Source organism: Aeromonas veronii bv. veronii, from assembly GCF_000820225.1.
In the GTDB taxonomy this organism is placed as follows: domain Bacteria; phylum Pseudomonadota; class Gammaproteobacteria; order Enterobacterales; family Aeromonadaceae; genus Aeromonas; species Aeromonas veronii.
On record NZ_CDDK01000018.1, the window covers coordinates 237,711 to 259,037 of the forward strand.

Sequence of the window (21,327 nt, forward strand, 5' to 3'; positions counted from 1 at the left end):
GCCGAGCCAAATATGATCATTGGGCGACTTACATATATGGATGTCATATATTTTTACGGAGCCTGCAATGAAGGCACCACTCTCTATCGTTTTTACAGTGTGATTATTATTCATGAATAAGATTTTTACTGTGTTGCTGCTTATATTCAGCAGCAATGTCTTGGCATCTCCAGATATTAGCGTTGGCACCTTATATGACTATATGTCGGCAGAAAAAACTACGCTGCTCAAGCGGGTTAGAAATCTTGGTGATGAGACGGCATTTGTCAAAATAACCTTGGCCGAAATTATATATGGTGCCGATGGCGTGCCGAAGGAGCAGGAGTTACCGGAGGAGGGCGTTCGTCAGTTGGTGACAAGTCCATCACGGTTGATTATTCCGGCAGGTGGTATGCAGGCTACACGTTTTATCTATATGGGAGTGCGGGAGCGAGAACGTTATTTTCGGGTGCGTTTTGTACCGGTCAAGCCACAGGGTGATGAAATAACCGAATTGCCACCACAGCAAAAAATAAGCGCCGGTGTCAGCATCATGACCGGTTTTGGCACCATTCTCTTTGTGGCCCCCAAAGAGACTCGTCATGACACCCGTATTGACCGTAAAAACGGTGTTCTCTATGTGGAGAACCGGGGCAATGCCACCGTTATTCTCGATTATCTGGAACTGTGTGACCAAAAAGAGAGCTCATGCAGTCAGCCGGAGAAGATGCATCTGCTGCCTGGCGTTAAAAAGCGGGTCAGTCAAGAGGCAACCCGATTGGTTCGTTTTGAACTGATCGAAGGGAAAAAGTCGGTATTCAAGGAGTTCAAGCTCTGAATCCCGATATATCACAAGAACGACAATCACACCTGAAGGAGTGGCTATGAAGATGTTATCGCTTTTTCCCGCCCTGTTGCTGGCGAGTGGTTCGCTGATGGCGGCCGAGCGCATCGAGCATACGGTGACGGTGACGGCGCAGATCCCGACCGAGAACTTTTACGTGCAACCCGTGGGGGACTGGATGAATACCCCGCAAAAACTGGCCTTTAACTCTTTTAACAACAAGCTGGAGCCATTAGCCAAACAGCTGGATATGAAGAGCACTATTGGGCCCATCAAGGGCTATCTGCTCTATCCCTCCACCATTATCAGCGGTAAGGAGAGTATCGGCGTGACGGTCAAGGTGGCGGGGGTTGAGCTGACCACCTCATCGAAAGACCTGCTGAATCAGGCGGATGCCAATACCGGTAAAAAGGTCGGGTTTGAAATCATTCCGGCAGCGGCGCCAGCCGGTGGCTATAAGCCCGGCAATTATCAGGGAATTGTCAGCATGATGTTTGAATCGGAGGTGCCGTCGGCACCGACTGCTCAAGGCAGCTGACATGAGTATGTGGGGGTCATCAGGCCCCCCTTTAATTGAGATTCCAAGCATTCAGGTTGCACTTAATGGTTCGTTCTCTTCTTCTCTTGCTCGGGCTGTTGCTCTCTGTCCCGTTGGTGGCGGCAGATCCGGCACTGCTGCTGCAACAGGCGCGGCAGTTGCCAGAAGGGTTTGAAGCGCACTTTTTTGGTGTTCCCCTGATGGTGCGGGTGACCGTCGACGGTCGCCTGCTGGGGGATGGGGAAGTGCTGCTCGGGCGGGATAACTCGGTACAGCTGCTTTCACTGGTGGATGTGCAGGAGAGCGAGTTTGACGAGGAGGCGCGTGAACGCTGGCTGACCAGGTTGGGATCGCACCTGCCGCTCGGCGAGTGCGGCCGGACCTGTCCTGAAGGCATAGTGGGATTGCAATATAGTCTGGAGGAGTCCCAGCTCTCGGTGCTGACCGGTGAGGTAGAACAGGAGGCGCGGGATCAGCGCTTTATGGCATTGCCTCAAGAGAGCAAGGGGTTGCTGGTCCAGAACCAGCTGAATCTGGTGCAGGGCACTCAGCGTAACGGTCACTACAACTTGCAGCTGGAGGGCAGCTGGGGGCAGTGGACCCCCTTTATGGAGGGGGATGCCACCTGGCAAGGGGGTGGGCCAACTGATCTCGGGATGGCTCAGGTCTATGGAGAACGGCTCCATGAGGCCAATTTTTATCGTCTCGGCTTCTTCTTTCCCTCGGCGCAGGGGTTGGTGCGTCAGCCGAACTACTACAGTGGTGCGACGCCCACTGTGCTCGGGGTGATGTGGGGCAGTTCGGATCTGCTGCGTCGGGAACGCGGGGTGCCCAGTCTGGCGCCGATCCAGGTGGCTCCGGCCAGGCCGGGCATGGTGGAGATCTATCGTGACGGCAACCTGATCCAGTCCCAGCCGGTCGTATCGGGTCTGCAGGCACTTGATACCCGCTCGCTGCCCGGCGGCATTTACGAGGTGGAACTGCGGTTGCTGGAGGATGGTCAGGAGAGCCGCCGTTGGCGCGAGATGATCTACAAACCCTCCAACTGGCAGACGCCGGAGGAGCCGTGGCGCTTCAACCTGTTTGTCGGACGCCAGACCCGCTGGCTGGTACGACAGGGAGACAGCGATCTGGAAGGGGCCAGTGGTGGTATTGCGGTTAACCATCTGCTGCTCCCCTCGCTGGTAGCGGGGGCGGGTAGCCAGTATGTGGACAAACGAGCCCAGCACTCTCTCTCGCTCGATTGGGAGGCGACCAGTCAGCTCCACGGCTTTGCCTCCCTCAACCAGAGCGTCGGCATGGGGTGGGGTTACGATCTGCAGGGGATCTACTGGCATGGCAACAGCAGTCTGGTGGCCAGCCATTCGCGCAATCTGCGCAAGCAAGGGGACGCAAGCTCGGTATCCAGCCTGTCACTGCAGCAGTCGCTGGAAAAGTGGGGCTCCCTCGGTCTCTATGTTTCTCACCAGTCTGGTCGTGGTAACGGCGCTGATGTGGGGTGGCACTATAGCGATCGGCTGTGGGGGCGTTGGGTGACCTGGGGCGTGACCTTGTTCGATCGTCCCGGTAGCGAGAGCACGGCGCAGCAGCGGGATCGCGGCAGCACCCTGAGTCTGACCGTCAACCTGGGCGGACAGGATCGCCAGTTGTCACTGGGGCTGGGCAGCAATACTTCCCGCTCGGGCGGTGCCCAGCGTAGCGCCTATCTCAATTACCAGCAGGAGGTGGATTGGGGGCCACTGCGTCAGGTCAGCGTGGGCAGCACCCATGACAGTTATGGTACCGGTCTGTCAGGCTATGGTCGTTTTGCGTCGCCCTGGTTGGGGGGCGACCTGTTTGCCCAGCACTCCTCCTATAACGCAGAGATGACCGGCGGCATCAACCTGGAGAGCGTAGTGGCACTGGGGCGGGAAGGGGAGCTGGCGATCGGCTCCCGCGATATGGGCGGCATGGGCAATGAGGCGGCGATGATCCTAGATATCGACGCCGATGACGAGGCAGCGCAGATCCGGGTCAGCGACGACCAAGGGGGCTTGCAAACCCTGGGTCCCGGACGCCATCTGGTCTCTGCGCCTGCCTTGCAGAGTGGCGCCTTGCAACTGGAGATGGCCGATCACGAAGGGACACCACTCACCATCAAACCCAGTGTGCTTCCCTATCACCTTAATCGTGGTGGGGTTGGCTATGGGCAAGTGAATGCGGTGAGCACAGTCACAGTGATAGGTCGTTTGCTGGACGAGCAAAATCAGCCACTGCGTGGTGCTATGGTCAGCAACCCTATTGGGCGGGCATTTACCGAAAATGATGGTTTTTTTGCGCTGGAGGCGAGCAGACGACAGCCGGGATTTAGCGTGGAACATAATGGTTCCCTTCATTGCAACAGTTCGGCTATAGAACAAAGTCGCATGGATGAGTCGGATATTATTATGTTGGGAGAGTTAAGATGTTCATCCAGTATTACCGTAAAAAAATAATATCTATACTTTTTTTTATTATTGTAGTCATGATTAGTGACTCAGTATATGCAGAAACATTTAATATTACAGCTGAGTACATTCCAAGCAGCTATGGTCCTCAAGGTAGTTATTTCATAAATAAAACTCCATGTCGTATGGAACAGCCATATGGATTTGACTTTTGTGATCCAGAGAAACCACTAGAAAGTGCCACTATTATTCAGTTTTCAGTAGACGTGTTTCGTTCTGTTAGCTCTAAAAAAAGCAAGTCAAACTATCTTAGTTATTATCAAACCTCTGGCCCCAAAAAAATAATCGTTACTAATGATAAAGATGGTACGGTTTATGAATTGAAAATGATTCCTACTCATATTGGTGTTGAAACAGAAAAATGGATCTTTCAGGTGATCATCCTAGACCAATGAGTAGAATAAATGGCGACTGTATCTTTTTGACAGAAAGAGCATGGGGAACACCAGCATTTTCTGAATTACTTCTACATTCTATTAAATCTAGTGCACAAGGACGTGCTGCTGAGTGTTATTTTAATAGCCCGGCAGATGACAATGGTTATTATTGGATTGATAGGATTATTTATGGTTTCCGTCTTGAGTCGCCAGACCCTCTTAAAATGTCAAATGGAAATTATTCCGGTAGGTTCAATTTTTCTATAGGTAGGAATCAGGATATTGATCTTGGTGATGGAGCTTATAACGGGCAACTAGCACATGAAGTTAATATTAAGCTGGCTGTCCGTCACCAACTTAGAGTGGACTTTCCAAAAGGAGAGGGGGAAGGGAGAAGCAAAGTAACTCTGTTGCCGCCAGGGGGATGGAGCGATAGGATACATAATGGGAAGGGGATACCAAATAAATTACAACAAGAGTTACCATTTCGGCTTTGGAGTAGTGCACCATTTACAGTAACACTGCGTTGCCAGTATATATCTGGTACAGAATGTGCGTTAAAAAATGCCAAAGGGCATCAAGCAAAATTAAATACATATTATATTAACGTGGAAAATGAAATGTTCCATCTTAGTACTACACCATACAAATTTTCATCCCTGCGAGGGCCTACTATCAATGGGGCAAGAAAGATTAAATTCTGGGTCGCTGGAGACGTGGTCACGGAAATGATGAAGTACCCGGGCTCCACCTATAAAGGAGATATCACCCTGATATTTGATGCTGCTATTGACTAGCAGAGGCCGCTGCTTTTGGCATAGTCAAAGAGCGCACTATCGCTTTGCAGGCCGAGCCGCAGCATGGCGCTTTTTTTCTGGGTGCTGATGGTCTTGATGCTGCGGTGCAGGTACTCGGCCACCTGGGTGACGGACATGCCGCTGGCCAAGAGTCGCACAACTTCGCTCTCCTTGGGGGTGAGCTGAATCAGGCTTGTGTGGTGACCAAGCCCGGCTTCGGCCAGCAGGTTTTTCGCCGAACTGCCGATATAGCTGTGCCCGGATAATATCTGGCGAATGGCATCGGATAATTCGCTGATCACCGCTTTTTTGAGCAGGATACCGCTCACCCCCAATTGGATGAGTGACTGCAAGATACCGGCATTGTGGATCTGGGTTAGTACAATAATGGGCAGGTTTGGATAATCCCGGCGTAACTGCTGGATCATTACTATGCCATCGCTACGAGTATCGCCCGGCATGCTGAAATCGGTGATCAACAGATCACAACGATGTTGTTGCAATAATTTCAGCAAGTCAGATACCTGATATGCCTCGGCGACCACTTCACAATGGGGTGTTATCTGTTCAATCAGGCTACGGATCCCGGTCAAAATCAAGGGGTGGTCATCGGCAAGAATAATCTTGAAGGACATGGATGAGCCTCTTATAAAACAGTGAACATATCTCTAGCAGAGGTGCCTTCTGTCCCAACGATTGAGGTAGGCATATTGGCAGGAGGATGGGGACCCTTTCAGCAGTGGGACGGCAAGGTCGCCGCTGGCTTCAGTGTTGAATTGATGGAGGAATTAGCCAAAAAGCTGGATTACCGGATTGCCTGGCAGGTCTACCCTGACTGGAAAACCATGTATGCCGATGCCTGCCGTGGCAAGCTGGATATCCTGCTCGATGCCTTTAACTCTGAGGTGCGCCAGTGCATCACCTATAGTCTGCCTTACTACACTTCGCCGACCGTGGTGGTGGTGCGCCAGGACAGCCCCCTGTTTCGGGATGTGAGCCGGTTGCAGTCCGCCAGCATTGCCATCGAAAAAGGCTTTCTGACCGAGAAGCTGGTCAAGCTGCACTATCCGAATGTCACGTCACGGCTCTTTGATGATACGCGCAGCGCACTACAGGCGGTTGAACAAGGGCGGGCGGATGCCTATATCGGCAACCTTCATGTGGCCAATCTGTTTATCGAGCGCCACCCGGCGTTAGCGGTGGTTGCCCAGTCTCCCTTGTTGATGGAAACCCTGCATCTTGGTGTCGCCAGCCAGAAACACTCTCTTGCTATTCGGCTTGATACTGCCATTCAGTCGCTGACGGTCGAGGCACGCAGTGCATTGGAGAAACGCTGGCTGGGGGAGAGCCTGGAGCCCAATTTTATGGGGCACAGTCATTTTTTACTGCGTCCTGATGAGCGAGCCTGGCTCTCGACGTTGCCGCCACTAAAGCTGGGACAGCTTCCCGCATGGGTTCCTCTGTCTTACCGTGATGAGGATGGCAACCCGGTCGGCTTGATGGTGGATTATCTGGACGTGCTGCAAGAGAAGCTGGGGTTGGCATACAGTCGTATGCCGGTGCAGAGCTGGCCCGAACTGCAACAGTTGCTGCTGCATCACGAAGTCGACCTGGCGGTATTACCCGCTCGCATTATCGAGCGGCTGGTGGGCTGGCATGCCAGTGAACCCTTCGCATCATTCCCGATGGTGCTGGTGACGGCGCGCGGTAGTATTCCGATCGGGGATCTCTCTGATCTGACTGGCAAAAAGCTGTTGCTGACCGACAGCATGCTGATCCCCCAGCTGAGGGCAATGGTGCCTGACCTGAAACTGATCGCGACCAAGAGTGCCAGCGAGGGGCTCACCCGGGTTGCAGCAGGGCGGGGGGATGCCTATATCGGCAATCTGGTGGTGGTTTCCCGTCTTATCACCGAACAGTTTGATGATCGACTTCATATTGCCGCGCCCACCCCCTTCAAGGATGAGTTGGCCGTTGCGGTACGTGAGCCTTACGTCCCCTTGCTGCCCCTGGTCAACCGGGTGCTTGCCAGCATGAGCGACAAGGAGAAGCGCCAGATACGCAACAGTTGGCTGGCGCTCAATTACAGCGAAGGTATCCCCAGAGCGAAACTGGTGCGAACCCTGCTGCCCGCCGGGGTGGCGATCACGCTCTTTATTCTGGTGTTGTCGGTGGCTTACTGGCGGCTGCGTCAGGAGATAGTTCGTCGTCATCAGGTGGAGGCTGCACTTGCCAGAGCCAAGGCCAAGGCGGAGTCTGCCGCCACCCAGAAAGGGGAGTTTCTGGCCACCATGAGCCACGAAATTCGCACGCCCATGAATAGCATTATCGGTATGGCGGAACAGCTCACCTTTACCGAATTGACTCAGGATCAGCGCCAGATGGTGGAGGTTATCAACCGCGGTGCCCAGGGGTTGCATGCGCTGATCGACAACGTGCTCGACTTCGCCAAGCTGGAAGCGGGCAAGATGCAACTCGAACAAGCGCCGTTCCTTGTCCGGGAGCTGCTCGATAGCGTGCTGATCATGACGGTGAGCGAGGTGCATCGCAAGGGGTTGCGCATCTATCTCTGGGTGGATGCCGGTGTGGCGGCTCGGGTAAGTGGTGATGCGTTGCGTCTGCGCCAGATCCTCTTCAACTTTGTCAGCAATGCCATCAAGTTCACCGAGCGGGGCTTTATCGAGATCTCGGTGCAATTGCTGGTACAGGGGGAGGGGCAACAGCAACTGCGCTTCGGCGTGCGCGACAGTGGCATTGGCATGAGCACCGAAGCGCTTGGCCGGATCTTCAATGCCTTTGAACAGGCAGAGAGCTCCACCACCCGCAGTTATGGTGGTACCGGCTTGGGCCTGAGTATTTGCCAGACCCTAGCCACCTTGATGGGTGGCGAGATCCGGCTGGAGAGTGCCCCTGGGCTGGGCACTTTCATCAGCCTGACGGTTACGTTGCCAATGCTGGTACAGCGAGAGCCGGATCTCCGTCTCAATGGCGTGCAAGCCCATATCGATCTCCATGAGGAGAAGCTGTGCCACACCCTGCTGTTGCATCTTGATGCCTTGGGGGTAACACGAACGTCGGAGTCTGGTGATGCTCATTTGCGTTTCACAGACCATGAGCTGGCTGGCAACGGAGTCATCCGGGTGCTGCCGCTGGCAACCCCCCTCGGTTATCGTTGTGATGAGGAGGGTTACATCCTCAACAGCAATCCCATGACCTGGCATGCCGTGCGTGAAGTTTGCTATCGCCAGTTTGGCTTGAGCGCAGGGACGGCAACGAAAGCGATGCGAAAGAGCGCACCCATGCAGCCCTGTCGGGTATTGCTGGTGGAGGATAATCCCCTCAACCAGTCGCTGGTAATACGCCAGCTCAGGCAACTTGGGATGAACTGCGATGTGGCCGAGCATGGCCAGCAGGCTCTCGAGATGGTCGCGCAGCATCCCTATGAGCTGGTGCTCTGTGACTGTCAGATGCCGGTGATGGATGGTTATGAGTTCACCCGCAGGATACGGGCTGCAGAGAAAGGCGAGCGGCAGCTGATCATCGCCATGACGGCCAATGTGTTGCCAGAACAGGCTGAACGCTGTTTTGCCGTGGGCATGGACGATCTGCTGGGCAAACCGGTGCTGCTGGATGTTCTGCGCCAGATGTTGCAGAAGTGGCGAATCTTAACCGCGCCAACCTTGATTGATATTGCGGCCATGGAGGCATTTTTTGGTCATGGTGACAAGTTGCGGCAGATGTTTCCGCTTTTTCGCCAGGATCTTGAACTGTCGATGGCACAGGCGCCACTTGATGACAATGCATTGGCCAGTTGGGTGCATCGTCAGGCGGGGACCATCAGCATGATGATGGCGCCGGAATTGGCTGAACAGGCATGGCGATTGGAAGAAAAAATCCGTCAGTTTGGATCGCCAGCTTGTACCGATGAGCTGACACGCTTTCGTGCCCAATTACAGCAAATCATCGATGAATTGACGTTATTGAGCGAAAGAGAGGGGCATTCAGTTATCCAAGGAGAGCTGGAGTAAGGGGAACTGTTCGCTCATAAAATTACGGGGGCTGTGGCCATTGCCTGCGCTGGCCAGCCATTCCCAATCCAGTTTTGGCGAGCCCGCTTTGAAGCGTTGATAGGCAACGCCCTGATGAATGGTCAGAAAGAGGGTCGTGGGGAGTCCCAGCTTGTTGCTGTAGCGCACCATCAGATCGCCCTGATAGTCGTTGCTGATTCTGACTTTGAGCGCCTGCAGTGTCAGACCGGTGGCGTGACCATGCTCGTCCCAGACTTCAAACATGATTTGAACACTCTGATGTCGATGATGCCACGATGAGCAAGATGGGATGCAATTGCAACTGTCAGATCTGACAAGGTCGGAAAAATGTGATGAGAATGGCAGAAAGCGAAAACCCGGCGCGAGGCCGGGTTTTCTTGAATGATGGTGGAGGGAGAAGGATTCGAACCTTCGAAGGCAGAGCCGTCAGATTTACAGTCTGATCCCTTTGGCCGCTCGGGAACCCCTCCACAGGGGCAAAACAAATTGTATTCAGCCATTGCAATCAGGGAAATGGTGGAGGGAGAAGGATTCGAACCTTCGAAGGCAGAGCCGTCAGATTTACAGTCTGATCCCTTTGGCCGCTCGGGAACCCCTCCACGGGGTATTTCCTGATTGTCACTACTTTTGCACTTGAATGGTGGAGGGAGAAGGATTCGAACCTTCGAAGGCAGAGCCGTCAGATTTACAGTCTGATCCCTTTGGCCGCTCGGGAACCCCTCCCCAAGTGCGAGGCGCATACTATCAGATCCAGAGGCTTTGTGAACCCCTTGATGAAGCATCTGGCAGTAAAAAATGACTGTTCGTCGATTTTTTGATACATCAAGCTCAAAATTCAAGCTTATCAGCAAGTTGTGCGCTGCTTTTCTGCACAAAACAGCATCCGTGCAAGCTGGCGAGTGCGCTGAAGATGAGGCAGATAGCAGAAGACCGCCAGCGTTGGCGGTCTTGCCGGGCATCACATCTAGCGCTGGAACGGGTAGACCGAACCCAGTTTCAGGATCTGGGTCAGCTCGTCCAGTGCGCTGCGGGACTCCTGCACCAGTGCCGGATCCCGCAGGTCATCGAGGGTCAGGCGGTCGCGGTAGTGGCGATCGACCCAGCCATCGAGACGGGCAAACTGACTGTCGTTGATAAGGCAGGCCGGATTGACCGCAGCGAGTTCCTGATCGTTCATGGCAACCCGCAGTCGCAGGCAGGCCGGGCCGCCACCATTACGCATGCTCTGTTTCACATCCATATAGTGGACCGCCTTGATCGGAGTCTCCTGCGTCAGTAGCTTGCCAAGATAGGCCGACACCGCCGGATTATCGCGGCACTCGGTGGGGGCGATAATGGCCATCTCGCCGCTCGGCATGGTGAGGATCTGGGTGTTGAACAGGTAGGATTTCACCGCATCCAGCACGGATACCTCGGCGGTTGGCACTTCGATAAAGTGCAAATTCCCCTCGCCAAACTTGCCGCGGATCTCGGTCAGTACCGCTTCGGTGTTGAGGAACGCTTGCTGGTGGAAGAAGAGCACGTTCTGGTTGCCCACCGCGATCACATCGTTATGGAATACCCCCTGATCGATCACCTCCGGGTTTTGCTGAATAAACACCACGCTCTCCTCGCCAAGGCCATGCAGGCGGGCGATGGCCTGGCTTGCCTCCAGGGTCTGGCGGGCCGGATAGCGCTTCGGCGCCGGGCGGGAGTAGTCAAAGGCGCTGCGGCCATAGACAAACAGCTCGACCCCCGCCTCGCCATAGGCGCGGCAGAGGCGGGTGTGGTTGGCTGCCCCCTCATCGCCGAAGTGGTCATTCTCCGGCAGATGGAGGTGGTGGCTGAAGTGGCGATCATTGTTGAACACGGCGCGCAGGATGCGACCTGTAACGTCCGGCTCCAGAGAGCGGTGAAACTTGTTGGTCAGGTTGGCGGGGGTGAAGTGAATGCGGCCATCCTGGGTATCGGCACTGGGAGAGACGGTGGCGGCATTGGCGGTCCACATGCTGGAGGCTGAATAGCAGGCAGCCAGTATGGCAGGAGCCTGTTTGGCGGCCTGCTCCAGCACCCGGGCATCGTTGCCGGTGAAGCCGAGGCGGCGCAGGGTGGCGAGATCGGGACGCTCTTGTGGCGCCAGTACCCCCTGGGTCATGCCAAGCTCGGTCAGCGCCTTCATCTTGCGCAGCCCCTGCTTGGCGGCCTCTTTCGGATTGGAAGCCTCCTGGGCATTGCTCTGGGAGGCAACGTTGCCGTAGGAGAGGCCGGCATAGTTATGAGTCGGGCCGACCAGACCGTCGAAATTGACCTCGAAGTGCTTCATTGAGTACATCCTTTCGATTTTTATGATGGGTAGCGGTTCCTTCCGCGCACAATGCGTCGGGGTTGGGCCATTATAAAGAGATTTTATGTTTTTGTAACAAGCCGGTAACCAGCAGACGTTTTTATGTCGTTTCAGATATAAAAAGAGGGGCGGTATGGCAGAAAATTGAAAAAGCGGTTGCGTCCGGCCTGTTGCCTTCGCATTAATAAATAAAGAAGCAATAAAAGAAGCCGTGTGGTTAGGGCTGGTCAGGCAAATTTGCTCACAAGATTGCTTTTTCGCGCCAAATCTCTTATACAGCCCCACAAAACCGCACACCAACCCCGTCGGGTGCAATGAGGATAATAGTTACAGCATGGGCAAATCACTGGTCATAGTGGAGTCTCCGGCCAAGGCCAAGACGATCAACAAATATCTGGGCAAAGACTACGTGGTGAAATCCAGCGTTGGTCATGTTCGCGATCTGCCCACCAGCGGCAGCGCCAGCACCGAGCCCAAGAAACCTGTCATTCGCGGCATCAAGTTGAGCGAATCCGAGAAGGCTGCCAAGGATCGCAAGGCCCTGTTTGCCCGGATGGGTATCAATCCGACCGCTGGCTGGCAGGCTAACTACCAGATTTTGCCCGGCAAGGAGAAGGTGGTCAGCGAGTTGCAAAGTCTGGCCGAGAAAGCCGACACCATCTATCTCGCAACCGACTTGGATAGAGAAGGAGAGGCGATCGCCTGGCACCTGCGCGAGATCATCGGTGGCGACGACAGCCGCTACAAGCGCGTGGTGTTCAACGAGATCACCAAGAGCGCCATCAAGGAGGCGTTTGCCCAGCCGTCCGAACTCAATATTGACCGCGTCAATGCCCAGCAGGCCCGTCGTTTCCTCGACCGCGTGGTGGGTTACATGGTCTCCCCGCTGCTGTGGAAAAAGCTGGCCCGCGGTCTCTCCGCCGGTCGAGTGCAATCCGTTGCGGTGCGTCTCATCGTCGATAAAGAGCGCGAAATCAAGGCGTTCGTACCGGTCGAGTTCTGGGATCTCAATGCCGACCTGCTGACCGGTGACAAGAGCGATCTGCGGATGGAAGTGGTCAGCCGCAACGGGGCCGACTTCAAGCCGGTGACCCAGGCCGAGACCTTTGCCGCTGTCGCAGCCCTGGAAGGGGTCGACTACAAGGTGGTGAACCGGGAAGACAAGCCGACCGGCTCCAAGCCGTCCGCGCCGTTTATCACCTCTACCCTGCAGCAGGCGGCCTCTACCCGGCTGAGCTTTGGGGTCAAGAAGACCATGATGATGGCCCAGCGTCTCTATGAAGCGGGTTACATCACCTATATGCGTACCGACTCCACCAACCTCAGCAAAGAGGCGGTTGAGGCGGTGCGTGAATATATCGGCGAGCAGTATGGCGCGGCCTATCTGCCAGCCGAGCCGAATTTGTATGGCGCCAAGGCCAATGCCCAGGAAGCGCACGAGGCGATCCGTCCCTCCAACGTACAGGTGACTGCCGAGATGCTGGAAGGGATGGAGCCGGATGCCATGCGTCTGTACGACCTCATCTGGCGTCAGTTCGTGGCCTGCCAGATGACCCCGGCTCAGTACGACTCCTCCACCCTGACCGTCAAGGCGGGCGAGTTCGAGCTCAAGGCCCGTGGTCGTACCCTGCGCTTCGCCGGTTGGACCAAGGCCCTGCCGCCGATGGGTCGCAAGGGCGAAGATAGTCAGCTGCCTGCGGTGACCGTGGGCGAGGTGCTGAAGCTGATCAAGCTGGATCCGCGCCAGCACTTCACCAAGCCGCCTGCCCGTTTCACTGAAGCCGCGCTGGTGCGCGAGCTGGAAAAACGCGGCATCGGCCGTCCGTCTACCTACGCCTCCATCATCTCCACCATCGTTGATCGCGGTTATGTGCGGGTCGAGAGCCGCCGTTTCTTCGCCGAGAAGATGGGCGAGATTGTCACCGATCGTCTGGTGGAGAACTTCGTCGAGCTGATGAACTACGAGTTCACCGCCAAGATGGAAGACAAGCTCGATGGCATCGCCGATGGGAGCCTTGAGTGGAAGAAGGTGCTGGACGCCTTCTACGCCGAGTTTACCCAGGAGCTGGAGAAGGCCGACAAGGCGCCTGAAGAGGGCGGCATGCGTGCCAACCAGATGGTGATGACTGACATCGATTGCCCGGATTGCGGCCGCAAGATGGGTATTCGTACCGCCACCACCGGCGTGTTCCTTGGTTGCTCCGGCTATGCTTTGCCGCCGAAAGAGCGCTGCAAGAAGACCATCAACCTGGTCTCTGCCGACGAGTTTGTCTCCGCCACTGACGGCGAAGAGGCAGAAACCGAAGCGCTGCGCGCCAAGCACCGCTGCGGTGTCTGTGGCACTGCGATGGATGCCTACATCATCGATGACAGCCGCAAGCTGCACGTCTGTGGCCGCAACCCGGATTGCGATGGCTACGAGATCGAGAAGGGCCAGTTCAAGCTCAAGGGCTACGAAGGGCCGAGCATCGAGTGCGACCGTTGCGGAGCCGAGATGCAGCTCAAGAACGGCCGTTTCGGCAAGTACATGGGCTGCACCAACGAGACCTGCAAGAACACCCGCAAGATCCTGAAAAACGGCGACATCGCGCCGCCGAAGGAGGATCCGGTGCCGCTGCCGGAGCTCAAGTGCACCCAGTCCGATGCTCACTTTGTGCTGCGTGACGGGGCTGCCGGTCTGTTCCTGGCTGCCAGCAACTTCCCCAAATCCCGCGAGACCCGCGCGCCGCTGGTGGAAGAGCTCAAGCGCTTCAAGGATCGCATCTCCGCCAAGCACAAGTATCTGGCCGGTGCCCCGCTCACCGATCCGGACGGCAACCCCGCTATCGTGCGCTTCAGTCGCAAGACCAAGGAGCAGTACGTGATGAGCGAGGTCAACGGCAAGGCGACCGGTTGGACCGCTCACTACGACAACGGTACCTGGCAAGAGAGTTTGCCAAAGGCTAAAAAAGCCTGATGAAAAGAGGCCCCGACAAGGGGCCTCTTTGCTTATGGATAGCGGTATACTGAGACAGCTGCAAGGAGTGCAGCTGTCGTCAATCGCGAAGTAGACAAGGAGGTTGAGATGGAGATTAACGAGATCCGGCCGGGTATGAGCTGCATGACCCGGGAAGGGGCGGCCTATGTGCTGGAGGTGGACCGGCAGAGCCTGCTGGTGCTGCTGCAGCGTGCGGATGAGACCATACCGGTGCAGGTGCGCAGCGACGAGATCCTGGCGCCGCTGGAGTGATCCGGCTGTGATCCGCTCAAAACGGCAGTAGAAAAAGCAGCTCGGCCAGATCGGGCTGCCATTGCCACTCCTTCATTCTGACCCGCCCACCGATCACCACGACCCCTTCTTGCTGCAGGCGTCCCGTCTGTTCGGCAAAGCTTGGCGATCCTTTCGGTAACGAGATGGTGCCCGCCGCGCTCAGCACCCGATGCCACGGCAGTACCTTGTCGGTTTCCCGCAGCACCTTGCCCACCAGTCTTGCCCGTCCGGGCAACCCGGCCAGATCGGCCACCTGACCATAGCTGACCACCCGGCCTGCCGGGATCAGGGCGATGATCGCTTCGATACGGGCCGTTTTGTTCAATGGGGATGGACTTGGTTCAATGCTCATAAACCCGATTCGTCAAAAACAACAGAAGCGCCATTGTGGCGCTTCTGTCATGAGGCTGGCAATGATTCAGCCGAAGGTCTGGCTAAGCCCCTTCAGTTGCTTGGCCCGTTCCAGCAGAGCCTGACTGGAGTAATCGACATCCAGCATCTTCTGACTGTTGGCGTGGGAGTATGCGGATATCTGGTGGATGCTGCGGCTGATCTCCTCCACGACCGCTTGTTGCTGCTCAGCAGCGGTGGCGATCTGGGTGGAGTGTTCGGTGACCAGCTCTATCTCTGCCAGCACGGTATGGAGGCTGCTGGCGCCCTGGCGGGTCATCTCGGCACATGCGCGGGTCTGTTGCAGGTTCTCCTGCATCATCCCCTTCCAGCGTCCCAGAGTGTGCTGGATCTGCTTGATGCTGCCCTGGATCTGCTCGGTCGCCTTGTGGGTGCGGGTCGACAGGGTACGCACCTCGTCGGCGACCACCGCAAAACCACGGCCCTGCTCCCCGGCGCGAGCGGCTTCGATGGCCGCGTTGAGGGCCAGCAGGTTAGTCTGCTCGGCGATGCCCTGGATCTCGCCCATGACACTGCCAATCCGTTCGGATTCACTGGCGAGCTCTACCGCCGAGTTGAACGCCAGCTCTGCCTGTTTGGCGAGCTGTTCGATCTGTTGCTCGGTCTGGTTCAACTGCTGGTTGGTTTGTTCACAACGATTGCGAGCTTCGTTGACCTGACCGTTGGAGTCCTGAATGTTGCGGGCGATCTCGTGAGCTGTGTTGGCCATCTGAGTCATGGCCGTAGCCATCTGCTGGGTCTGGGCATCTTGCTCGTTGATATCGAGACAGGCTTGATGAGAGGCCTGCTTCAGATTGATGGCCAGGGTTTGCAGAGGTGCCGTGGCATCGTTGATCCGCCCCAACACGGTTCGGATGCGGGCCTGCAGCATCTTGATATGAAAATCGGCAATGGCGCCGGGGTTGTCACCGGAGTAGACCAGCCGGGTCAGACTGTCATATTCACGGCCCAGTCTCTGCAGATAGTGGGGCAGGGCAAAGAGCTCGCGCCAGTAGGCTCCGCCAATAAGCAACAGGGGCAGCAGCATCAGCAGGACGGTCATGGCCCCTTGACTGGCGAAGGTCCAGCCCATCAGGCCGAGCAGCAGCAGGGTAATGGCCGGGGTGCGTACTTTGGCAAGAGAGGGGAGGTTGCTGCTGTTGCCGCGCTCGGCCTTGAGCAGTGCCTGGTAGGTCTGAGCGGCGATGCGCTTGAATTGGGGCTCGGGCTTGCAGCGTACCGACTGGTAGCCGCTGATCCTGTTGCCTTCATAGATGGGGGTCACATAGGCATCTACCCAGTAGTAACGGCCATCCTTGCAGCGGTTTTTTACCATACCGCGCCAGGGTTTGCCCTCCTTGAGGCGGGCCCAGAGATCGGCGAAGGCGGCCTTGGGCATGTCGGGGTGGCGTACCAGATTGTGGTTGTGTCCCACCAGTTCATCGACCTGGTAGCCTGCGATTTCGCAAAAGGCCGGGTTGGCGTAGGTGATCACCCCGCGCAGGTCAGTGGTGGAGACCAGTTGTACGTCGGCAGGAAACTCCACTTCGCTATCTAGGGTATGGACGTCTCTGCGGGCCATAGGAATACGCTCCGATGTTCTTGTTGATAATGTTGTCGTTGTTATTGTGGCAGATCTGGAGGTGGCCGCAGGCTCGCGCCAACAGGAGGCAGACCAGCTTCATTGGGGGCTGGATTTTGCCAATAATGGCGGATGAATGGTAGGGGGAAGTTGATGTTTTGTTGGTTAATCGTAAAAAAGGCGGCCAATTGGCCGCCAAAGTAGAGACAACATTACCTCTGTGGCATCCGGTAGCGCACCTGCAACTGATCGAGGATCTGCAGCTGACCCGGCAGGCGGGCGGCGAAGTGCTCCCAGCCCTTGTGGGCGGGATCGCTCCAGGCCACCTCGGCCGTGGCCAGCATACGCGGGAACAACATGTAGTCGAGACGATCACGGCTGGTGATCAATTCTGACCACAAGGGGCTCAGCACCCCGAGGATGTTATCGTTGGCATGGAAATCGGCTGGGGCAGGATCGCAAGCATAAACCTGCTCCAGATTGAGGGTCCCCGCCCAGTAGAGGCCGGGTTCATGAATATCGGCGCTCCAGGCCAGATCCAGATAGAGGAACTGGGCGGGCGCCATCACCACCGGATAACCGGCTGCGGCAGCGTCCAGCCCCGCCTGAAAGCTGGTCCAGGCACAGATGGCTGCTTTGCGGCTCACCTTGTCGCCATGCAGGATCTCCTCCCAGCCGATCATCTGTTTGCCTCTGGCGGCCAGATAGCGCTGGCAGTGGCGCAGCAGATGGCCCTGCAGCTCGCGGCAGTCGGCGTAGCCCTGCTCGACCATCAGTTGCTGGCAGGCGGGGCTGTCGGTCCAGACCCCGGTCGGCACCTCGTCCCCCCCCATGTGGATCTGCGGGCCGGGAAAGAGCTCGCATACCTCGTCCAGCACCGCCTCCAGGAAGCGGTAGGTGCCGGGCAGGGCGGGGTTGAGCACGTTGTCATCGAAATGCTGGACCGAGCGGTAGCGGGAGTGATCCTCCGTTTCGATCAGCAACTCGGGCAGCGCCTTGATGGCGGCGTGGCAGTGGCCCGGGATGTCGATCTCGGGAATGACGGTGATGCCGAGCTCACTGGCATAGCTCACCAGCTCCTTCACCTCGCTCTGGGTGTAGTAGCCGCCATAGGGTTCGGCACCGCCGCTGAGCTGGGGGTCGATCGCCAGATTATGGCCGCGCCAGGCACCCACGTCGGTCAGCTCCGGAAAGGCCTTGATCTCGAGTCGCCACCCCTCGTCATCGGTCAGATGCCAGTGGAAGCGGTTGAACTTGTAGAGGCTCATCAGCTTGAGCAGGCGCTTGATGGTTGCCGGAGTGTGGAAGTGGCGGGCGCAGTCGAGAAAAATGCCGCGAAAGCCAAAGCGCGGGGCATCCTCCAGCGTGACGCAGGGCAGGCTCTCCCCATGTTGCAGATACCACTGGGCCAGCGTCACCAGCCCATGACGCCAGCCCGCTTCGTCGGCGGCGGCAATCACCACCTCCTGCGGCGTGATGGTGAGTTGGTAGGCTTCGGGTGCCAGTTTGGCCTCGGTCAGCCGGATTTCAGCGTCGTGATCCTGCTCCAGTGCCAGCGACGTCAGCTCGTTGAAGTGGGCCAGCAGCTTCGGCACATCGTGAGGGGCGCTGACATGAGCCCGCTCGGCCAGCCTGAAGTTCCCCTCCAGTAGTACCAGATGGGCCGGTTGCGGCACGATTCCGGGCAGAGGCTCGACATCAGGCAGGTCGGGGCGGGCTACCGGCGGGTTCTCCAGTCCGAGATCCTGAGCTGCCAGCGTCACTGGCAGCAGTTGGGCACCTGTGGTCGCCTCCGGCAAGCTGAGGAAAAAGCCCTGCGGCATGTCGGAGAGCTTCTTGATGGGGGTCTGGCGGCAGCAAAAGCGCAGCTCGCAGCTGCCAGTTTTTGGGACAATCACCTTGTAGCTGCCGCTCTGGCGCTCCAGCTCGCCCCCTTGCAAGGAGTCGGGGTCGATATGGCGAGCCAGACAGAAGTGCAGCTTCCACCGGGTATCCGGCATGCGGGAGAGGGTGAAGGTGAACCAGACATCCTCGCCGTCACGTCGGGCGACCTGGGTGTGGATCAGGGGTGTAGACATGGAAAATCCTCTGATTGGGCAAACAGGATGGCGCCATCGAGCGCATCTGCCTGGGGGGGGATCAGGTTGAGCTGGCCGAGACGGGGAGCGAGGCGGGTGCCAATCCCCCCCAGCAGGGCGATTTGTCTGGCTCCGAGCTGGGTCATCCCCTCCAGCAGGATCCGCAGCTGTTCGCAGGTTTCGTCCAGCAGCTGATTGGCGAGCTCGTCGCCATCGCTGGCGGCATCGAACACCCAGGGGGCAAAGTGGCCATAGTCCGCCGGAATGGCGCGGGCGGCCCAGCGTACCACCTCGGCCTGATCCCGCTTGAAGCGGTCCATCAAGCGGATGGCTAGGGTGCTGGGGGGCAGAATGCCGTCGTGGCAGAGCAGGGATTGCTGGATGGCGCGCAGCCCCAGCCAGGCGCCGCTGCCTATGTCTGAAATGGGGAAGCCGCGGCCGGAGCAGGTGCGGATCTGCCCCTCCTGATAGATCAGCCCCACCGAGCCGGTACCGGCGATCAGGATGGCCCCCTCACGGCCACCAAAGGCGCCGAGGCAGGCACCGAAGGCATCGGAGGTGAGCCTGACGCTGGCAAAGGGGAAGGGCATCTCGAGCAGGGCGTGATAGCAGTCGGCCAGCTCGGCGGAGGCGAGCGCCAGCCCGACCCCCATCTGCTGTTCACTCTCGATAGCGATCCCGGCGGCAAGGCGGGCGCTGGCGATGGCGGCCAGCACATTGGCGTGGGCATGGGGGATGCCCAGCTCCAGATTGGAGCCGGCCGCGCGCCCCTCTCCGAGCAGCTTGCCCGCCCGATCTCGAATGCGGGCGCGGGTGTGGGTGCCCCCGCCATCGACGCCTACCCAGAACTCAATCATGGTGACCTCCCTGCTCATGTCGATCACTCAGCGCACTCTGCCAGCTGATAGCCAGGGCAAACCAGGCAGCGTGGGGGATCCACTGCTCGCCCCAGCGCCAGTTCTGATCCAGCCGATCCTTGTACTCCTCCGGAATAAAAGCCACGTCGTTTTCGTCATCGAACCCGGCGGTGATGCCGTTGCAGATCCCCCCCAGCGCATTGGGATACCCGGCGGTATAGGCGGGATTGTTGATGCCGTAGCCCGCCAGCATGCAGGCGTTGAAGGGGTTCTGCCCGAGGAGCCAGTCGAGTTGGCGCTGGCCGTAAGTGAGCAGCGGCTGGCTCTGGCGGGGGAAGTGGCGGGCGCCAGCAAAGGCCATGGCCGCCAGCGAGGCGAGGCGGGCGTTCTCCCCCTGCCACCAGTAACCGGATTCGTTATTGTGGGGCATAAAGAAGCTGACGCGCGGCGCTTCATCCACCCCTTTGACATATTGGCGGGCGAGGGAGAAGGGGTTGCCCGCGCGGGCGCAGAGCGCCAGCTCGGCGGCCAGCGCCTGCTCCACTACGGTTTGTGCTTGGGCCTTGTGCTCCTGCTCCGGCTCTACGCCCAGATATTCCAGCAGCGCCAGCACCGGCAGACCCGCCTCAGCGGCGTGGTAGTAGGGGCGCGAGCCATCCTCGTTGGCCGACCAGTAGTGACCCAGCTCAGGATGAGGGCGCTGGCGGGCACAGAGTTTGCTGGCACGGGCTCTCGCCTCATTCAGCCACTCGGCGCCGAAGGTGCGGGTCAGCTCCACCGCTGCCAGCAGGGCGCAGTAGTCGTCGATGATGTTCTCGACCCCGTCATCGAGGTAGGCAAGGTTGTGTTCGCACAGATGCAGGTAGCCGCGTTTGGCGGCCTCGGCGTAGCGGCTGGCATCGAAGTCGCCGCTGACGCTCTCGCGGGCAGCGCGGGCCAGCGCGGCGATAGCCATGCCGCCCCCTTGGCGAAAACCCGCCTGCCAGTTGGCGGACTTGAGCCCCTGCTGGGTGGCATAGGCGCACAGCTCGCGCTGGGCGGGATCCTTGCTCCACTTGTCGAACAGGGTCATGTAGAAGAAGCCCGACTCATCCTGCATCCGGCAGAGGAAATCGGCGCCGTGCAGCGCCTCGTCATTGAGCCGCTTGCAGAGGTTCACTCCGTCGATATCGCGGCGCGGGGCCAGCAGTTCCCTGCACTTGAGCAGAGCCCACACCACCATGGGGGTCTGCTGGGGGTTGAGGTAGTTGGCGTAGGAGAGGTGGCTAAGGTACTTGCTCATGTCGCCGCTGGCATCGAACCAGCCGCCGTGGACATCTTTGTGCTGGTCGGTGCCAAACAGGCGGGCGTTGCGGTCGGCCCGATCGAAGGTGCCGCTGGCGCGCTGCCCCTTGAAGTAGTGGATGACATCGGAGAGGCAGCGGCTGGCCAGCAGATCCTGGCCGATGGCAAAGCGGGTCGAGCGGACAATGCCTTGGGCAGTGATCGCCTCCAGCCGATAGTGGCCGGGCTCCTTGAAGGCGGAGAAGTCGGCACGCCAGTAAGCGCGGCCTTGCCAGCCGGGGACGCTGTCCGCCGGTTGCAGCGGGGTTTCAAACAGGATCTGGCCATCATCGAGGCGTTGCAGCCTGATATAGCCGCCGAGATCAGGGGCGGGGGAGGTTTGCAACAGGGCGACCTTGTGTCCGTCGCACTCGTAGCCCACCTGATTGATCAAGAGTTCCATCAAGGTATTACTCCTGTGGTTCACCGCCGGGCGGTGAGGCACATCACGGGG

16 protein-coding genes and 3 tRNA genes are annotated in these 21,327 nt (G+C 58.0%); 8 read left to right on the forward strand and 11 right to left on the reverse strand.

Annotation, left to right across the window (positions count from 1 at the left end; all coding sequences use genetic code 11):
* The first annotated feature begins 112 nt into the window (after nt 1-112).
* From BN1139_RS07350 to BN1139_RS07365, 5 genes are all read left to right on the forward strand, one after another.
* Complete coding sequence (locus BN1139_RS07350) at nt 113-817, forward strand: hypothetical protein (RefSeq protein WP_005353845.1); 705 nt, start codon at nt 113-115, stop codon at nt 815-817.
* Nucleotides 818-863: 46 nt separating this feature from the next.
* Nucleotides 864-1,361: a CS1 type fimbrial major subunit gene (locus BN1139_RS07355; protein WP_005353843.1), complete on the forward strand. Its 498-nt coding sequence runs from the start codon at nt 864-866 to the stop codon at nt 1,359-1,361.
* Nucleotides 1,362-1,426: 65 nt separating this feature from the next.
* Complete coding sequence (locus BN1139_RS07360; RefSeq protein ID WP_005353841.1) at nt 1,427-3,835, forward strand: TcfC E-set like domain-containing protein; 2,409 nt, start codon at nt 1,427-1,429, stop codon at nt 3,833-3,835.
* On the forward strand, nt 3,805-4,242 hold the full coding sequence (locus tag BN1139_RS20900; RefSeq protein ID WP_005353839.1) for a hypothetical protein: 438 nt from the start codon (nt 3,805-3,807) through the stop codon (nt 4,240-4,242). Before BN1139_RS07360 ends, BN1139_RS20900 begins: the two co-directional genes overlap by 31 nt.
* Nucleotides 4,209-5,021 carry a hypothetical protein gene (locus BN1139_RS07365; RefSeq protein WP_013723535.1) on the forward strand — a complete coding sequence of 271 codons (813 nt, stop codon included), beginning with the start codon at nt 4,209-4,211 and terminating at the stop codon, nt 5,019-5,021. The genes BN1139_RS20900 and BN1139_RS07365 overlap by 34 nt, the downstream gene beginning before the upstream one ends.
* Here BN1139_RS07365 and BN1139_RS07370 read toward each other — a convergent pair.
* Nucleotides 5,018-5,656, reverse strand: a complete 639-nt coding sequence (locus tag BN1139_RS07370) for a response regulator (RefSeq protein ID WP_005353836.1) — start codon at nt 5,654-5,656, stop codon at nt 5,018-5,020. The genes BN1139_RS07365 and BN1139_RS07370 overlap by 4 nt on opposite strands.
* 75 nt (nt 5,657-5,731) lie before the next feature.
* Between BN1139_RS07370 and BN1139_RS07375 the strand changes: the two genes are divergently transcribed.
* The gene (locus BN1139_RS07375; protein ID WP_005353835.1) at nt 5,732-9,049 is read left to right on the forward strand and encodes an ATP-binding protein; all 3,318 of its coding nucleotides are present in this window, start codon (nt 5,732-5,734) and stop codon (nt 9,047-9,049) included.
* On the opposite strand, the gene BN1139_RS07380 is transcribed toward BN1139_RS07375, so the two are convergent.
* The 5 genes from BN1139_RS07380 to astB all read right to left on the reverse strand — a co-directional run bounded on the left by BN1139_RS07380 (nt 9,023) and on the right by astB (nt 11,372).
* Complete coding sequence (locus BN1139_RS07380; protein ID WP_005353834.1) at nt 9,023-9,313, reverse strand: hypothetical protein; 291 nt, start codon at nt 9,311-9,313, stop codon at nt 9,023-9,025. The genes BN1139_RS07375 and BN1139_RS07380 overlap by 27 nt on opposite strands.
* A gap of 142 nt (nt 9,314-9,455) precedes the next feature.
* Nucleotides 9,456-9,540, reverse strand: a tRNA-Tyr gene (locus BN1139_RS07385).
* Between the two features lie 44 nt (nt 9,541-9,584).
* Nucleotides 9,585-9,669 (reverse strand) — tRNA-Tyr (locus tag BN1139_RS07390).
* 39 nt (nt 9,670-9,708) lie between these two features.
* A tRNA-Tyr gene (locus tag BN1139_RS07395) sits at nt 9,709-9,793 on the reverse strand.
* 241 nt (nt 9,794-10,034) lie between these two features.
* Nucleotides 10,035-11,372 (reverse strand): N-succinylarginine dihydrolase, encoded by a 1,338-nt coding sequence (gene astB / locus BN1139_RS07400; RefSeq protein WP_005353833.1) that lies wholly within the window; start codon nt 11,370-11,372, stop codon nt 10,035-10,037.
* 355 nt (nt 11,373-11,727) lie between these two features.
* Between astB and topA the strand changes: the two genes are divergently transcribed.
* A complete protein-coding gene (gene topA, locus BN1139_RS07405) occupies nt 11,728-14,349 on the forward strand; it encodes a type I DNA topoisomerase (protein WP_005353832.1) in 2,622 nt (873 codons plus the stop codon).
* 108 nt (nt 14,350-14,457) lie between these two features.
* On the forward strand, nt 14,458-14,622 hold the full coding sequence (locus tag BN1139_RS21645) for a hypothetical protein (protein WP_005334891.1): 165 nt from the start codon (nt 14,458-14,460) through the stop codon (nt 14,620-14,622).
* A 16-nt stretch (nt 14,623-14,638) separates the two neighbouring features.
* On the opposite strand, the gene BN1139_RS07410 is transcribed toward BN1139_RS21645, so the two are convergent.
* The 5 genes from BN1139_RS07410 to BN1139_RS07430 form a co-directional block, all read right to left on the reverse strand.
* The gene (locus BN1139_RS07410; RefSeq protein WP_005353831.1) at nt 14,639-14,995 is read right to left on the reverse strand and encodes an MGMT family protein; all 357 of its coding nucleotides are present in this window, start codon (nt 14,993-14,995) and stop codon (nt 14,639-14,641) included.
* 66 nt (nt 14,996-15,061) lie between these two features.
* Nucleotides 15,062-16,615 (reverse strand): methyl-accepting chemotaxis protein, encoded by a 1,554-nt coding sequence (locus tag BN1139_RS07415; RefSeq protein ID WP_005353830.1) that lies wholly within the window; start codon nt 16,613-16,615, stop codon nt 15,062-15,064.
* 212 nt (nt 16,616-16,827) lie between these two features.
* Nucleotides 16,828-18,693, reverse strand: a complete 1,866-nt coding sequence (locus tag BN1139_RS07420; RefSeq protein WP_005353829.1) for a beta-N-acetylhexosaminidase — start codon at nt 18,691-18,693, stop codon at nt 16,828-16,830.
* Entirely contained in the window at nt 18,678-19,550 is an 873-nt protein-coding gene (locus BN1139_RS07425; RefSeq protein ID WP_005353828.1) for a glucosamine kinase nucleotide-binding domain-containing protein, read from the reverse strand. The genes BN1139_RS07420 and BN1139_RS07425 overlap by 16 nt, the downstream gene beginning before the upstream one ends.
* Nucleotides 19,543-21,276 carry a glycoside hydrolase family 9 protein gene (locus BN1139_RS07430; protein WP_005353826.1) on the reverse strand — a complete coding sequence of 578 codons (1,734 nt, stop codon included), beginning with the start codon at nt 21,274-21,276 and terminating at the stop codon, nt 19,543-19,545. Before BN1139_RS07430 ends, BN1139_RS07425 begins: the two co-directional genes overlap by 8 nt.
* Between the last annotated feature and the right edge of the window lie 51 nt (nt 21,277-21,327).

What these genes read in the sequence shown, in the direction of transcription:
- BN1139_RS07350 (WP_005353845.1), top strand. Translation starts at nt 113, where the DNA reads ATGAATAAGATTTTTACTGTGTTGCTGCTTATATTCAGCAGCAATGTC.
- BN1139_RS07355 (WP_005353843.1), top strand. Translation starts at nt 864, where the DNA reads ATGAAGATGTTATCGCTTTTTCCCGCCCTGTTGCTGGCGAGTGGTTCG.
- BN1139_RS07360 (WP_005353841.1), top strand. Translation starts at nt 1,427, where the DNA reads ATGGTTCGTTCTCTTCTTCTCTTGCTCGGGCTGTTGCTCTCTGTCCCG.
- BN1139_RS20900 (WP_005353839.1), top strand. Translation starts at nt 3,805, where the DNA reads ATGTTCATCCAGTATTACCGTAAAAAAATAATATCTATACTTTTTTTT.
- BN1139_RS07365 (WP_013723535.1), top strand. Translation starts at nt 4,209, where the DNA reads ATGGATCTTTCAGGTGATCATCCTAGACCAATGAGTAGAATAAATGGC.
- BN1139_RS07370 (WP_005353836.1), bottom strand. Translation starts at nt 5,656, where the DNA reads ATGTCCTTCAAGATTATTCTTGCCGATGACCACCCCTTGATTTTGACC.
- BN1139_RS07380 (WP_005353834.1), bottom strand. Translation starts at nt 9,313, where the DNA reads ATGTTTGAAGTCTGGGACGAGCATGGTCACGCCACCGGTCTGACACTG.
- astB (WP_005353833.1), bottom strand. Translation starts at nt 11,372, where the DNA reads ATGAAGCACTTCGAGGTCAATTTCGACGGTCTGGTCGGCCCGACTCAT.
- topA (WP_005353832.1), top strand. Translation starts at nt 11,728, where the DNA reads ATGGGCAAATCACTGGTCATAGTGGAGTCTCCGGCCAAGGCCAAGACG.
- BN1139_RS21645 (WP_005334891.1), top strand. Translation starts at nt 14,458, where the DNA reads ATGGAGATTAACGAGATCCGGCCGGGTATGAGCTGCATGACCCGGGAA.
- BN1139_RS07410 (WP_005353831.1), bottom strand. Translation starts at nt 14,995, where the DNA reads ATGAGCATTGAACCAAGTCCATCCCCATTGAACAAAACGGCCCGTATC.
- BN1139_RS07415 (WP_005353830.1), bottom strand. Translation starts at nt 16,615, where the DNA reads ATGGCCCGCAGAGACGTCCATACCCTAGATAGCGAAGTGGAGTTTCCT.
- BN1139_RS07420 (WP_005353829.1), bottom strand. Translation starts at nt 18,693, where the DNA reads ATGTCTACACCCCTGATCCACACCCAGGTCGCCCGACGTGACGGCGAG.
- BN1139_RS07425 (WP_005353828.1), bottom strand. Translation starts at nt 19,550, where the DNA reads ATGATTGAGTTCTGGGTAGGCGTCGATGGCGGGGGCACCCACACCCGC.
- BN1139_RS07430 (WP_005353826.1), bottom strand. Translation starts at nt 21,276, where the DNA reads ATGGAACTCTTGATCAATCAGGTGGGCTACGAGTGCGACGGACACAAG.